Here is a 13,636-nt window from a genome sequence, read left to right on the forward strand (position 1 = left end):
GTCCGCGGGTCGCGCACTCCCCGGGCCTGCGGGTTTGCGCAGGGGGCCCCACGATCGCGCCGGCCGCGCGACACTGGACGCATGTGCCGCAGCATCAAGACACTCCGTCCGCCGTCGATCCCCGAGGAAGCGACCGACGAGGAGATCCGCGCCGCCGCTCTGCAGTACGTGCGCAAGGTCTCCGGGTTCCGCGCCCCGGCCGCCCACAACCAGGAGGCCTTCGACCGGGCCGTCGAGGCCGTCGCCGCCGCGACCACCGACCTCCTCGAAACCCTGGAGGTACGGGGCGTGCCGGCCCGGCGTGCCGGGTAGCGTGCCGGACGCTCAGGCGCCGGTGCCCTGCTCACGTACGGCCGGCTTGCGCACGAGGTAGGCGGCGCCCGCCCCGGCGATGAACAGCGCCCCGAACGACACGCCCGTCGCCAGCCAGGTGGCGCCCAGCCACTGGCCGCCGAAGTAGCCGAGCCCCACGCTGTAGCCGGCCCACGCGACGCCGGCGAGCACCGACCAGGGCAGGAACTCGCGGACCCGGCGGTGCGCCGCGCCCGCGCCGAGCGAGACGACCGAGCGCCCGGCCGGTGCGAAACGGGCGACGACCACGAGCACCCCGCGTGCCCCGCCGCCGCGCGCCAGCACGTCGCCGAGACGTTCCTGCGCCTGTGTGAGGCGGCGCGAGCGGGCGATCGCGCGGTCCAGGCGTTCGCCGCCGCGCCAGGCGAGGCGGAACGCCACCAGGTCGCCGAGCACCGAGGCCGTGGCCGCGCAGAGGGTCAGCACCAGCAGGTCGGGGACGGCGTGCGGAACGGCGCCGGTGGCGGAACCCGCCGCGGCCGTTGCCGCGGTGATCACCAGCACCCCGCTCGGCAGGACCGGCAGGAACACATCAAGGACGACGGACACGGCGACCGCCGCGTAGATCCATGGGCTGCCCGTCAGCGACCCCACACTCTCCAGCACCGAAACACTCCCCCGGAATCCCCCGTAGGCACGGACCGTGCCGCGACGTCGCGGGGAGCGGCAGGGGCGGCCAGTACAGCCATACAGCGTACGCCGCGGGCGGGGCCGGAGATCCACGGGGGCCGCATGTGTCGGTCACATCACGTTCACCTTCCCGCACGCTCCGGTCACGTCCGGACACGGCGGCGCCCGCCTCCCGTGACCGGGGGCGGGCGCTGTCGTGCGGTGCGGGCGCGGCGCCCGTGGGTCAGGCGGTGACGGGCTCCGCGGCCCGCTGCTCCTCGGCGGCGGGGGTACGGGCGGTGAGCAGCCGGTCGAGGCCGAGCGCGCCGGAGCCGGTGAAGACGAGCAGGAGCATGGCCCAGCAGAACAGGGCGGAGAGTTCGCCGCCGTTCTGGATCGGCCACAGGGCGGCCGACTGGTGCACGTCGAAGTAGGCGAACGCCATGGAGCCCGAGGCCACGAAGGCGGCGGCGCGGGTGCCGAGGCCGAGGAGGACGAGGGCGCCGGCGACGAGCTGGATGACGGCCGCGTACCAGCCGGGCCAGGTGCCCGCGTCGAGGGTGCCTCCGTCGGTGCCGGCCGCGCCGCCGAGCACGCCGAAGAGCGAGGCGGTGCCGTGCACGGCGAAGAGCAGGCCGACGACGATGCGGAACAGGGCTATGGCGTACGGCTGGGCGCTGTTGAGGCGTCCGGTCATGTGGGGAACTCCTTCGGTCTGATCCGGGCCGCAGCGGGCCGGACCGTGGGGACGGAACCGAGTGAGCCACCTACGTTAGGTGCGCCTAATCTATGCTTGCAAGTTCAACATTCGGCCACGGCGCGGCCTCCGTTTCCGGTTCCGCTTCGGCCGTCGCCGCACGTAGCGCGGCTCGCGCCACCGCGTCGGCGTCCGAAAGCGTGACCGAATCCACTCCGGGTCTCGCGCCCGCCGCCGTCACCCAGTGCACGCCCTCCGTGGGCACACCGAACGCGAACCGCCGCGCGTGCGACCGGCCCTGACGGTCCATCAGGCGGTAAGGCCGCTCGGTCACGTCCAGGCCGCCGGTCTCGTAGCCGTCCACCGTGTGCGGGCGGCACGCTCCCGTCTTCAGCAGCCGGGCCAGAAGTTCGTCGCCGGTCCGGCGCACATCCGGTTCCGGTAGCCGCGCCTCCACGAGGGCCGTCACGCGGACACCCGAGCCCGGCACGTCGGGTGAGTGCGCCACCCACGCGCCGTCCTCGGCCCGCACGTCGAGCCGCGGACCGAGCACCTCCACGACACCCGCCTCGATCAGCGCGGCCAGCTCCTCGACCCGGCGGCGGGGCGGGCCGATGGAGAGGAACGCGTTCAACGGCGTGTACCAGCGGTCCAGATGGGACCGGCGGGACTCTCCCGGCAGACCGCGGTGGTCCACGATCCGCCGCAGCTCGTTGCGCAGGTCCCGCAGCACGTCCAGCGCCGCCTTCAGAGGGCCGGCCACGTTGCCGAGCGCGGCCTGCGCGGCGTCCTCGCGCAGATGGTCCAGCAGCCACTCCCGCCAGTCCGCGCGCCCGGTGAACTCCCGCCCGGCGTATGGGCGCGAGACACGGTCCCACGACCAGCGCTCCGCCTCCCCGATCCCGAACGCGCCGAGCACGGCGGCCTCTTCGTCCGTGCGACGGGCGACGGCCAGGAAACGCTCCCGGAAGGCGCCGGCCCGCCCCGAGGGCGCCAACAGCCGCTCGTAGTAGACCGTCTCGACCTCCTTGGCGACCAACGGCCATATCTCCCGCAGGAAGTCCGGCGCGTCACCGGAGTCCGCCCGCTTGCGGAACCCCCCGATCACCTCGTCCGTCAGGACGAGCGGAACGTGCCGCCCGTACGGGCCCTTCGCGTTGTCCCCGCGCGCCTGGTACGGGACGCCGCGCCGCGAACCGGCGTACACCCGCGGCTCGTCGCCCGACGGCACATAGCGCAGCCCCGCGCCCGCCCGCACGAAGCGCCCGCCACGGCCCTCGGTCAACAGGGCCATGTGATCGAAGAAGTTGAGCCCGAGCCCCCGCAGCAGGACCGGCTCGCCCGGCGCGAGGGACGAGAGGTCGACGTCGGCGGGATTGGCCGGCGGGATGTGCAGCAGGCCGTGCCGCGCCGCGTGCGCGGAGAGCCGCTGCTGCGCCGCGTCCGGGAGCACCGGCAGATGCCCCTGGGCGAGCACCACGGCGGCCAGGCCCGTGAGCGTGCGGCCACCGGACAGGGCCAGCGTCTGACGGGCGTCCGGGCCGTCGGTGAGCCGCAGCGCCCGGGCCGCGTGCACCTCGACCCGCACCTCGGGCGGCGCCCCGCGCACCACCTCGCCGAACACCCACTCCAGATAGCGGCCGTACTGGGTGCGGGTCGGATACGCGTCCGGACCCAGCTCGCCGCCCGCCCACGTGTGCAGGCTCGGCCCCGGCCGGACCGGCCCCGAGCAGTCCACGCTCTCGTCGGTGAACAGGGTCACCTGCGAGGCCACGGTGTTCATCAGCAGATGCGGCGACTGGGTGGTGCGCCAGACCCGGCCGGGGCCGGGGGGCGACGGGTCGACGACATGGACCGTCAGCCGCGCACCCGGCGCGAGCAGCTCGGGGGCGGACGCGCAGAGGCGCTCCAGGACGCTCGTGCCGCGCGGGCCCGCGCCGACGACGGCCACGGAGATCCGCGGGGACCCGGCGGTCGCCGGGAACCCCGCCGCGACGGGCGCGGCGGAACACTGGGGGGAGGGCTCTGCAGACAAGGGTGTGACTCCCGGGCGTGGGGGCGCAGGACGGCTGACCGTCCACTGGAAGCGGACGGTCCGCCTCATCATGCCGCCGGGCGCTGTGCGAACCGAGCCCCGGAGCGAAGGATCGGCACCCGGTGTGGGATGCGTCACGATCATCGGGGACAAACGGCCCAACAACCAGGCGAAAAGGTCCTATTGCGGTGCGAGTGCGGACTCCCGCACCGTCCGCAGCTGGACGGCTCCGCCCGTCCGGTCGTCGCGACCCCGCACCACCTTCTCGAGGCGCAGGGAGGCCGAACGCCCCCGAAGGGTCAGCGTCATGAGCTGGTTGCCGAACCAGGGGCCGCCCGACCGGTTCCAGTCGACCGACGGGCGCGCGCAGCGGCCGTGCCGGGCAAGGCGGTTGCCGAGCCCCCGCGCGAGGCGGCTCCAGCCGAAGCGGAAACCGAGCCGGATCTGCGGCGGGACGGAGTTGTGGACGGGCGAGCACGTCAGCTGGACCACATGGGCCGCCGGCTGCCGGGCGGGCTCGGCCCAGACGGGCTCGGCGACATAGGCGTGGTGCACGTCCCCCGAGAGCACGCACACGGTCGCCGGCGCGTGCTCGCCGGATCCCACGTCGGCGATGAGGTCCGCCAACTCCTCGAAGGACTGCGGGAACGCCGCCCAGTGCTCCAGGTCCGCCGTGCGCCGCAGCTTCTCGCCGAACCGTGCCCAGCGGGCGCCCCGCTCCCCGCGGCACAGCGCGGCGTCCCACGCCTCCGCCTGGTGGATCAGCGGCGGCAGCAGCCAGGGCAGCGACGTGCCGATCAGCAGGTGGTCGCGGGTCTCCGGCGCGTCCAGGGCCTGTTCGCGCAGCCACGCCGACTCGCCGGGGTCGAGCATCGCCCTGTTCTGCTCGTCCAGGACGCGGGCCGCGCGGCTGTCGACCATCAGGACCCGGGTCCTGCCGAAGTCGCGGCGGTAGCTCCAGCGGACCGAGGCCGGATCGGAGTCGGCCTGTGCGGCGAAGGCCCGCAGCACGTCCGTGCCGTCGGGCGTCTCGCGCACCGCCGCGTACAGCGGATTGTCCGCGAGCTCGTCGGGGGAGAGGTTGCCGAGGTGCTGGTGGACCCAGTACGACATCAGGCCGCTCAGGATCCGTTCGCGCCACCACGGGGTCGCGCGGATGTCCTCGAGCCAGGCGTCGCTGGTGTTCCAGTCGTCGATGACGTCGTGGTCGTCGAAGATCATGCAGCTGGGCACGGTGGACAGCAGCCAGCGGATCTCGGGGTCCAGCCAGGACTCGTAGTAGAGCCGGGTGTACTCCTCGTAGTCCGCGACCTGATGGCCCGGGGGGTCCGCCAGGTCCCGGCGGGACGCTATCCACGCGCGGGTCGCGTCCGAGACCTCGTCCGCGTACACCTGGTCGCCCAACAGCAGCAGTACGTCCGGGCGTTCGCCGTCCGGGTCCGCCGCGACGCGGGCCGCGAGGGTGTCCAGCGCGTCGGGCCCGACCGGGTCCTTCTCGTCCGCGGGCGGCGCCGCCCAGCGGCAGGAGCCGAAGGTGACACGGACCGCCGCCTCGTCACCCGCCGAGGTGCGGACCACCGAGGGAGGGAAGGCGGACCCGGGAAGCGGCCACACCGTCACGTCGTCGAGCAGCACCTCGTACGCCGTCACGGTGCCGGGCGTCAGCCCGCTCACCGGCACCAGCGCGTAGTGGTGGCCCGCGACCTGGAACGTCGGGGCCGATCCCGACGTCCCGTCCGCGCAGCGCACCTCGGCGGTGCACGGGCGGCTCGCTTCGACCCAGAAGGTCGCGGACGAACCGTCGACGTACCTCAGCAGCGGCCCCAGGCGCAGCTCGGCCATGAATGATCACCCTCCTCCGTCGCCCCGTACGGTACGGAACGACGGAGGCCGGTGGCGAGGTTCCGGACACCGCGGCGATGCCGTGGGGGGAGCGGTGCCCGGAATTCACGGGGAGGCGGGCGCCCGGGGGCGGCCCTGCCGGTACGGGTCAGCAGCCGTTCAGGACCGAGCTCAGCTTGGACTTCTCGGCGGAGTCGACCTTGAGGTTGTAGTAGTACTTCACCTGCACCCAGGCGCGGACGTACGTGCAGGCGTACGAGCTGAGCGGGGGCATCCACTCGGCCGGGTCCTTGTCGCCCTTCGACTGGTTCACGTTGTCCGTCACGGCCAGCAGCTGCGGGCGGGTGACGTCGTTGGCGAAGCCCTGGCGCTGCGCGGTGGTCCAGGCGCTGGCGCCCGAGTCCCAGGCCTCGGCGAGCGGCACGAGGTGGTCGATGTCGAGGTCGGACGCGGCCGTCCAGTTGGCGCCGTCGTAGACGGAGTGCCACGACCCGCTGGTGGCCGTGCAGGCCGAGGTGGTGACGACGTTCGTGCCGTCGCGCTTGAGGACGTACTCACGGGTGTCGCAGGTGCCGCTGATGGTGATCCAGGTGGGGAACAGGTCGCGGTTGTAGCCGGTGCGGTTCTCCGTGGCGACGGTGAGGGACGCGAGGTAGGTGCGCGCGGTGGCCGCGCTGACCGGGGTGGGGAGGGCGGCGGAGGCGGTCGGGCCGTTGAAGACACCGGCCAGGGCTATCAGTCCGGTGGCGGCCGCGAGTATGCTCAGCCGTCGACGCGCGTAGACCTTTGGCATGCGAACTCCCTTGGGGTGTGGGGGTGTTGGAGTGCGAGCGAGCGGGCGAACGAATGCTCGCGGGGGTGTGTTGCCGGGAGATGAGTACGCGGTTAGAAATTAGTGACGCGTACATGACATGACAAGGTGTGGGGCGAAAGTTTCGGCGGAGGGTGTGAGGGCGCTCACGTCTTTCTGTGGGTGTGCGGTGCTTGGGGGCTTTTCGGCGGGCGGCCCGGGGTGCTCCCGGGGTGCGGGGACCTTCGGCCTGCGGGGCCCGTGCGCCGGTCGCGTACTATGAACGGCGCAGAAGGGGAGTAGCTCTTCGCCGGACCGTCGACATACTGCTCAGCTCGTCTGAGCCGGCGCCCGGAGGCAGACCTCGTCCACGAGGCCGGCCAGCGAGACCTTCGGCAAGCAGTGCACATGCCCGTGCCGGGCCTACCGGCAAGGGTTCTTCCGCTCGCGCCTCTCGGTGCGGGCGCCGCTGTGTGCTGCCGTGCCGAGGTGTCGCGCAGTCACGGAACGCGCAGTCGCAACTCTCGGCGGGGCAGCCCGACCGATTGAGGAATTTTGATCAGCTTCAGCGTGATGGCGCTCGTCTTCGGTGTCGTCTTCCTTGCCGAACTGCCGGACAAGACCGCGCTCGCCGGCCTCGTCCTCGGCACGCGCTACCGCGCCTCCTACGTCTTCGCCGGCGTCGCCGCCGCGTTCGCCGTCCACGTGGCCCTCGCCGTCGCGGCGGGCAGTGTCCTGACCCTGCTGCCGCAGCAGATCGTGCACGCGGTCACCGGTGTGCTGTTCCTCGGCGGCGCGGCCGTGCTGCTGATGAAGAAGGGCGAGGACGAGGAGGAGGTCCGCGACCCGGAGAACCAGAGCTTCTGGAAGGTCTCCGGGGCGGGCTTCATGCTCATTCTCGTCGCCGAGTTCGGCGACCTCACCCAGATCATGACCGCGAACCTCGCGGCCCGTTACGACGACCCCGTGTCGGTCGGCGTCGGCGCGGTGCTGGCGCTGTGGGCGGTCGCGGGGCTGGGCATCGTGGGCGGCAAGGCACTGATGAAGCGGGTGCCGCTGTCGCTGATCACCAAGGTGGCCGCGTTGCTGATGGTGGGGCTGGGGGTCTGGAGCCTGTACGAGGCGGTCGCGGGCTGAGGTTCGGCTGCGCGCCGGGCGGTACGGGTGCCTTCGGCTGCGGCTCCGGTCCGGTTCCGGCTTTTCCGGTCCGGTTCCGGCTTCGGCTCGGTCCGGTGGGTGGGGCGGGGCCGTGCCGGTACATCCGCCCGTCGCCGCTGAATCAGACGTGGGTCGAGATGCGGGAGCTGCTCGATCCGGACGTAAGCGACGGGCATGTGATGTACCGGCACGGCCCCTCGCGTCCGATGCCGGGTGCGGGTCGACGGGGGCGAGATTCAGCCCCTGGGGATTCGGCCCTCATCGGGTTTTGGGAAGCGGAGCCCCGTGCTGGGTCGGGGGTGGGAGGTGTGTTTGGTCTCTGTCCGGTGGGTGGCCGAGGGGTGTCTGTTGAAGGGGTCTGGGGTTGACCCTGTGGGTCGGATGGCATAAGGGCAGGTCAGGGGTGGTGGCGCCGAGGGGTGCTTGTTTTGTATCGTGAAGGAACAAAGTGGCTCCCGCCCGCACCTCCCTGACCGGTGGGCGGGGCCGCCTTGTTCCCGGGGGATTCTTGAACCCCCACCCCGCACCTTGGAGCATGCCGATGACGACGGCCACGACCGTTCTGACCGCCCGCGCCCTCCTGCTCGACATGGACGGCACCCTCGTCAACTCGGACGTCGTCGTCGAGCGCTGCTGGCGCCGCTGGGCCGACCGGCACGGGCTGGACGGGGACGAGGTCATGAAGGTCGTCCACGGCCGCCAGGGCTACGCCTCGATGGCCGTCCTCCTGCCGGACCGGCCCATGGAACAGAACTACGCGGACAACACGCGGATGCTGGCCGAGGAGACCGCCGACATGGACGGCGTCGTCGAGATCCCGGGTGCCACCGAGTTCCTCGCCTCCCTCGCCGGAGTCCCCCACGCGCTCGTCACCTCCGCGGACGTGGCGCTCTCCAACGGGCGGATGGCCGCCGCCGGTCTCGGACTCCCCGACGTACGGGTCACCGCCGAGTCGGTCGGGGCCAGCAAGCCGGATCCCGAGGGGTTCCTCAAGGGGGCGGCCGAACTGGGGGTCGCGCCCGAGGACTGCATCGTGTTCGAGGACTCCGGGGCGGGGATCGCCGCGGGGCGGGCCGCCGGGATGCGGGTCGTCGGGGTCGGACCCCGCGCAGGGTTCCATGCGCCGGACGTGCTCGTACGGGACCTCACCCAGGTGCGGGTCGAGTCCCTCGGAGACGGGACCCTTCGCCTTCACATCGGCTGAGAAGGTCCTTGGGGGAGCGTGCGGGTTGGCTGGGGCCGGCTTTTTCGCCCCCTCCGCCCCTACCCGACCCGTACCTGGGGCTCCGCCCCAGACCCCGCTCCTCAAACGCCGGAGGGGCTGAAATTCACGCACGGCCCGCAGTCGGCATCCGGCGGGAGGGGCCGTGCCGGTACATCACATGCCCGTCGCTTACGCCCGGATCGAGCAGCGTTCCCGTTTCTTCTTCCGTCTGATTCAGCGGCGACGGGCGGATGTACCGGCACGGCCCCGCACCACCCACCGGACCGAAACCCGGCCGGTGCCGAGGCGCAGCCCCGGTTCACGGTTGGGACGTCTCCGACTCCAGGCTCGTGCGCGTGGCGGCTCCGTAGACGCCCGACGGGTCCGACGTGATGCCGCGTGCCCACTGGTACCAGCGCACGGCGTCTTCGAGGTGGCGGTCGAAGTGGCCGTCCGCGTCGCCCATGTACATCCTCAACTGGCTCATGCGCAGCTGGAGTTCGGTGACCTCGGGGCCGTCGTCGCCGCGTTGCAGGGTCGGCGCGGGTCCCAGTCCCTGCTGGCCCCCCGTGTCCGCCGCCGACCCCGTCGCGGTGGCCGTCGCGCTCGGCGGAGCGGACGAGGAGGACGACGAGACCGACGGTGACGGCGACGCCGACGTGCTCGCCCCGGACGCCGACGGCGAGGGGCTCGCGCTCAGGGAGGACGCCGGAGCCGCCGGTGCCGACACCGTGGGCGAGGTGCTCGCCGACGGGGCCACCGACGCCGCCTTCGGCGACACGTCCGGCACGCTCGCCCGTACGTCCTCGGGCAGGGCCCCGTCCCGCGCGGGAGTGTCGTACGAGAGCAGGCCGCCCGCGAACCCCGCGGCGGCCACCATCGTCACCACGACTCCGGCCGCGGCCAGGATCCCGTTGCGCCGTCTGCGCCCCGGCCGTCCGGCCCCGGCGGCCGCCGCCGTCCCGGGGTGCGAGGCGTGCTCCTGGAACAGCCGGACGTCGGCGGCCCGCGGCTCCGAAGGGAGCGCCTGCAGCCGCATGGTCGCGTCGACCGGAAGGGCCGCGTCTGCCGGTACGGCCGCCAGCCGCATCGTGGAGGCCGAGGGGGCCTCCCCGGCCGGCGGCGGCACGATCCCGGGTTCACCGGGTTCACGGGGTTGCCCGGCCGGCGCGGCGGTGGCGGCCGTGCCTGAGGCGTCCATCGGTCCGGGCCGTGTGCCGGCACCGTTCACCGGGCCGGCGCCCCCGCCCGCGACCGGACCCCCGGTTCCGGTCGTCGTGGCGCCCGCGGCCGGTATTCCGGTCGGCTCCGGCCCCGGTGCGCCCCCCGGCACACCTGCGGCCACGCCGTCCCGGCTCAGCTCCACGTAAGGGCGTATGCGCAGTGGGTCGAAGTCCTCGGCCGCCGCGGCCTCCGCCGTGCGGGCGTCCCGGAGGGCGTCGGACGCGCGGCGGGTGCAGGTGCAGGACGGGGTGCCGTCCGGTGCGCGATGGGCGGCGCACCGGGGGCAGACATGCCCGGTCTGTTCAGTCACGAGTGGGTCCCTCCCCAGAGAACTCCAGAGATTATCCGGACGCCCTTCACACAACCTTCAACGAGCCCCCCGGAATCCCGGATTCCGGACGCCTCGACAGGCCATAACCGGACACACCGATCAGGATGGAGGGTGATCGAGACCCTCGGGGCGCAGGGAGGCCGAATGACCGGGGACGCGCACGGTTCGCAGACGCCCGCCGGCCGCGGCACGGACGGGCCGGACGGGCCGGACGCACCGACCGGCCCGGGCCCGGGTGCCGGTGGCGCGGGCGACGGCGACGGCGGCCACGGCGGCGACGGACAGGACAGCGGGACCGGCTTCGCCGGTCCGATCGACCCGCACGAGTCCGTCGCGGTCAGCGAGTCCGCCGTGCGCCGCCGTACGGCGGCGGCCACCGATGCCCGCGACAGCGTGCACGGCAGCGTCATCGTGTCCATCGGCGCGCTGCTGCTCGGCATGCTGCTCGCCGCGCTGGACCAGACGATCGTGTCGACCGCGCTGCCCACCATCGTCAGCGACCTCGGCGGCCTGGAACACCTGTCCTGGGTGGTCACGGCCTATCTGCTCGCGTCGACGGCGGCCACTCCGCTGTGGGGCAAGCTGGGCGACCAGTACGGCCGCAAGCGGCTGTTCCAGACGGCGATCGTGATCTTCCTGATCGGGTCGGCGCTGTGCGGCATGTCGCAGAACATGGGCGAGCTGATCGGGTTCCGGGCGTTGCAGGGGCTCGGCGGCGGCGGCCTGATGGTGCTGTCGATGGCGATCGTCGGAGACCTCGTCCCACCGCGCGAACGAGGCAAGTACCAAGGCCTGTTCGGGGCGGTCTTCGGAGCGACGAGTGTGCTCGGACCGCTGCTCGGCGGGGTGTTCACCCAGCACCTGAGCTGGCGCTGGGTCTTCTACATCAACCTGCCCGTCGGCGTCGTCGCACTCGTCGTCATCGCGGCGGTGCTGCACATCCCGAAGAAGTCGGCCCGCCATGTCATCGACTACCTCGGTACGTTCCTGATCGCCGCGGTCGCCACCTGTCTGGTCCTGGTGGCCTCGCTGGGCGGCACCACCTGGGACTGGGACTCGCCGCAGATCATCGGTCTCGCGGTGCTCGGCGTGCTCCTCGGCTTCGCGTTCGTCTCGGTGGAGCGACGGGCGGCCGAACCCGTCCTTCCGCTCAAGCTCTTCCGCGTCCACACTTTCACGCTGTCGGCGATCATCAGCTTCATCGTCGGCTTCGCGATGTTCGGCGCGCTGACCTATCTGCCGACGTTCCTCCAGGTCGTGCAGGGTGTGACACCCACGCTGTCGGGTGTGCACATGCTGCCGATGGTCTTCGGACTGCTGCTGTCGTCCACGGTCTCCGGGCAGATCGTCAGCCGGACCGGCCGCTGGAAGGTGTTTCCGGTGGCGGGCACCGGCATCACCGCCATCGGCCTGCTCCTGCTGCACCAGATGGACGAGAACAGCAGCACCGCCGAGATGAGCGCGTACTTCTTCGTCTTCGGCCTGGGCCTCGGCCTGGTCATGCAGGTCCTGGTGCTGATCGTGCAGAACGCGGTCCCGTACGAGGATCTGGGCGTCGCCACCTCCGGCGCGACGTTCTTCCGGTCCATCGGCGCCTCGTTCGGCGTCGCGATCTTCGGCACGGTCTTCGCGAGCCGTCTCGGCGACAGCCTGACGAAGGCCCTGGCGGGGCAGAACCTGCCGCCGGGCATCACGACGGACTCGCTCAAGGCCGACCCGAAGGGGATCGGCGCCCTGCCCCCCGACCTGCAGCCACCGGTCCTGCACGCGTTCGCGACGTCGATCACCGACGTCTTCCTGTACGCGGCCCCGGTCGCCGTGCTCGGCTTCGCGCTGGCCTGGTTCCTGCGGGAGGACAGACTGCGCGGGTCGGTCACGGCCCCCGACGTCACGGAGACGCTCGCCAGCAATCCCGTCGAGCGGTCGTCGTACGACGAGGTGTGCCGGGCGCTGTCCGTGCTCGGCACACGGGAGGGGCGGCGCCAGATCTACGAGGAGATCACCGAGCGGGCGGGCTACGACCTGCAGCCGGCGGCGAGCTGGCTGCTGCTGAGGATCAGGAAGTACGGGTGGGCGGAGCCCGCCCTGCTCGCCGAGAAGAGCACGGTTCCGCTGGGCGTCGTGCTGGCCGGCACCCGCCAGATCGAGGAGCGCGGCCTCGCCCGGCGCGAGGGCCTGGACCTGGTGCTGACGGACGAGGGACGCGCCGCCGCCCGGAAGCTGTCGCTGGCCCGTGAGGAGTCGCTCGCCGCACTCCTCGGCGACTGGTGGAGCCCGGACCGGCCGACCGACCTCACCCAGCTGGTGGTGGAGCTGAACGAGGAGATGTGCGGCTCCGACGCGGAACGCCCGCACGAGGGCGGGCCGTCACCGGTCAGGCGTCTGGGGGAGCCTGCCTGAGACATCGGCCCGGTCGTGGCGGGAGACGGCCCCGGCCCGCGTGGTGACGGAGAGGTGGGCGGGAGCGGAGGTGGGGCCTCGGCCCTACGCGCCGTGACCGCCGCCGTTTGAGGAGCGACTTCCGGGCAACCCGGGTGAAGAACCGGCCCGTTGGGTCGAGAACCCCGGAAGGCATCCATGTCCACAGGCGTGATCATCGCTCTGATCGTGATCGTGGTGGCCGTTGCCGTCGTCGCGGCCGCCCTGACCCTCCTCAACCGACGGCCGCCCGGCGGCCGTACCCTTCGGCGGCGCTTCGGCCCGGAGTACGACCGTGCCGTCGCCCGGCACGACGGTGACACCAAGGCCGCCGAGGCCGACCTCGCCGAGCGGGTGAAGCTGCACGGCGGACTGCGCGAGAAGGCCCTCGACCCCGCGGACCGGGAGCGGTTCACGGCCGGTTGGACCGCCGCGCAGGAGCGCTTCGTCGACTCCCCGGGCGAGGCGGTGGCCGAGGCCGACCGGCTGCTCGGCGACCTGGCCGGAGCACGCGGGTTCCCCGGCGTTGAGCAGTACGAGGAGCAGGTCTCCGCACTGTCCGTGCACCACGGACACCACGTCCACGGCTACCGCACGGTGCACCGGGCCGCGCTCGCCCGTACGGACAAGGACGGCACCGTCGACACCGAGCAGATGCGCGAGGCGATGCTCGAGGCCCGCGTCCTGTTCGAGGACCTGATGAGCCCGGACCGCGGGGACAGGTCCACCGCTCCCGTGCGGGACACGGACGGCGCGGACGACGTGAGCGAGTCCGAGGACGACCGCTCCCGGCGCACCCGGCGGTTCGGCATGACCAAGAACGACCGGCACACCGAACCCGCCTAGCCCGCCGACAACGACGCGAGCGCGAACACGCGGAGCGTCGGGAGCACGGCGGACCGCCGGGCACCCGACAGCACCGAGACGTCCAACAGACTTCCAACCACGACACTCGCTCCCACCTGCCCTGGTCGTTC

At 72.6% G+C, this 13,636-nt stretch carries 11 protein-coding genes; 5 read left to right on the forward strand and 6 right to left on the reverse strand.

Annotation, left to right across the window (positions count from 1 at the left end; genetic code table 11):
- Positions 1–81: 81 nt before the first annotated feature.
- Entirely contained in the window at positions 82–312 is a 231-nt protein-coding gene (locus OG406_RS27485) for a DUF2277 domain-containing protein (protein ID WP_164371687.1), read from the forward strand.
- Positions 313–324: 12 nt separating this feature from the next.
- Here the strand turns inward: OG406_RS27485 and OG406_RS27490 are convergent, their stop codons facing one another.
- The 5 genes from OG406_RS27490 to OG406_RS27510 all read right to left on the reverse strand — a co-directional run bounded on the left by OG406_RS27490 (position 325) and on the right by OG406_RS27510 (position 6,327).
- Entirely contained in the window at positions 325–957 is a 633-nt protein-coding gene (locus OG406_RS27490) for a DedA family protein (RefSeq protein ID WP_081216996.1), read from the reverse strand.
- A 247-nt stretch (positions 958–1,204) separates the two neighbouring features.
- Positions 1,205–1,657 (reverse strand): DoxX family protein, encoded by a 453-nt coding sequence (locus tag OG406_RS27495; protein WP_329188311.1) that lies wholly within the window; start codon positions 1,655–1,657, stop codon positions 1,205–1,207.
- 85 nt (positions 1,658–1,742) lie between these two features.
- Positions 1,743–3,614, reverse strand: a complete 1,872-nt coding sequence (locus tag OG406_RS27500) for an FAD/NAD(P)-binding protein (RefSeq protein ID WP_443067151.1) — start codon at positions 3,612–3,614, stop codon at positions 1,743–1,745.
- A 258-nt stretch (positions 3,615–3,872) separates the two neighbouring features.
- Positions 3,873–5,534 carry an alkaline phosphatase D family protein gene (locus OG406_RS27505; protein ID WP_266613421.1) on the reverse strand — a complete coding sequence of 554 codons (1,662 nt, stop codon included), beginning with the start codon at positions 5,532–5,534 and terminating at the stop codon, positions 3,873–3,875.
- A 148-nt stretch (positions 5,535–5,682) separates the two neighbouring features.
- Positions 5,683–6,327, reverse strand: a complete 645-nt coding sequence (locus tag OG406_RS27510) for an HNH endonuclease family protein (RefSeq protein ID WP_164371690.1) — start codon at positions 6,325–6,327, stop codon at positions 5,683–5,685.
- 552 nt (positions 6,328–6,879) lie between these two features.
- On the opposite strand from OG406_RS27510, the gene OG406_RS27515 reads away from it, so the two are divergent.
- Complete coding sequence (locus OG406_RS27515) at positions 6,880–7,461, forward strand: TMEM165/GDT1 family protein (protein ID WP_081216992.1); 582 nt, start codon at positions 6,880–6,882, stop codon at positions 7,459–7,461.
- Between the two features lie 556 nt (positions 7,462–8,017).
- Complete coding sequence (locus tag OG406_RS27520; RefSeq protein ID WP_382756059.1) at positions 8,018–8,686, forward strand: HAD-IA family hydrolase; 669 nt, start codon at positions 8,018–8,020, stop codon at positions 8,684–8,686.
- 319 nt (positions 8,687–9,005) lie between these two features.
- On the opposite strand, the gene OG406_RS27525 is transcribed toward OG406_RS27520, so the two are convergent.
- Entirely contained in the window at positions 9,006–10,220 is a 1,215-nt protein-coding gene (locus tag OG406_RS27525) for a peptidoglycan-binding domain-containing protein (RefSeq protein ID WP_329188316.1), read from the reverse strand.
- Between the two features lie 165 nt (positions 10,221–10,385).
- Here OG406_RS27525 and OG406_RS27530 point away from each other — a divergent pair, with 165 nt between their 5' ends.
- Together OG406_RS27530 and OG406_RS27535 are read left to right on the forward strand one after the other, a co-directional pair.
- Positions 10,386–12,641 carry a DHA2 family efflux MFS transporter permease subunit gene (locus OG406_RS27530; RefSeq protein ID WP_443067112.1) on the forward strand — a complete coding sequence of 752 codons (2,256 nt, stop codon included), beginning with the start codon at positions 10,386–10,388 and terminating at the stop codon, positions 12,639–12,641.
- 177 nt (positions 12,642–12,818) lie between these two features.
- Positions 12,819–13,505 carry a hypothetical protein gene (locus tag OG406_RS27535; RefSeq protein WP_329188317.1) on the forward strand — a complete coding sequence of 229 codons (687 nt, stop codon included), beginning with the start codon at positions 12,819–12,821 and terminating at the stop codon, positions 13,503–13,505.
- The last annotated feature ends 131 nt before the right edge of the window (positions 13,506–13,636 follow it).

The sequence above is a fragment of the Streptomyces sp. NBC_01428 genome (assembly GCF_036231965.1).
Taxonomy (GTDB): Bacteria; Actinomycetota; Actinomycetes; order Streptomycetales; family Streptomycetaceae; genus Streptomyces.

Coding starts and splice junctions, on each gene's coding strand:
- OG406_RS27505 (WP_266613421.1), bottom strand. CDS start 5,534: ATGGCCGAGCTGCGCCTGGGGCCGCTGCTGAGGTACGTCGACGGTTCG.
- OG406_RS27510 (WP_164371690.1), bottom strand. CDS start 6,327: ATGCCAAAGGTCTACGCGCGTCGACGGCTGAGCATACTCGCGGCCGCC.
- OG406_RS27520 (WP_382756059.1), top strand. CDS start 8,018: ATGCCGATGACGACGGCCACGACCGTTCTGACCGCCCGCGCCCTCCTG.
- OG406_RS27535 (WP_329188317.1), top strand. CDS start 12,819: ATGTCCACAGGCGTGATCATCGCTCTGATCGTGATCGTGGTGGCCGTT.
- OG406_RS27495 (WP_329188311.1), bottom strand. CDS start 1,657: ATGACCGGACGCCTCAACAGCGCCCAGCCGTACGCCATAGCCCTGTTC.
- OG406_RS27485 (WP_164371687.1), top strand. CDS start 82: ATGTGCCGCAGCATCAAGACACTCCGTCCGCCGTCGATCCCCGAGGAA.
- OG406_RS27530 (WP_443067112.1), top strand. CDS start 10,386: ATGACCGGGGACGCGCACGGTTCGCAGACGCCCGCCGGCCGCGGCACG.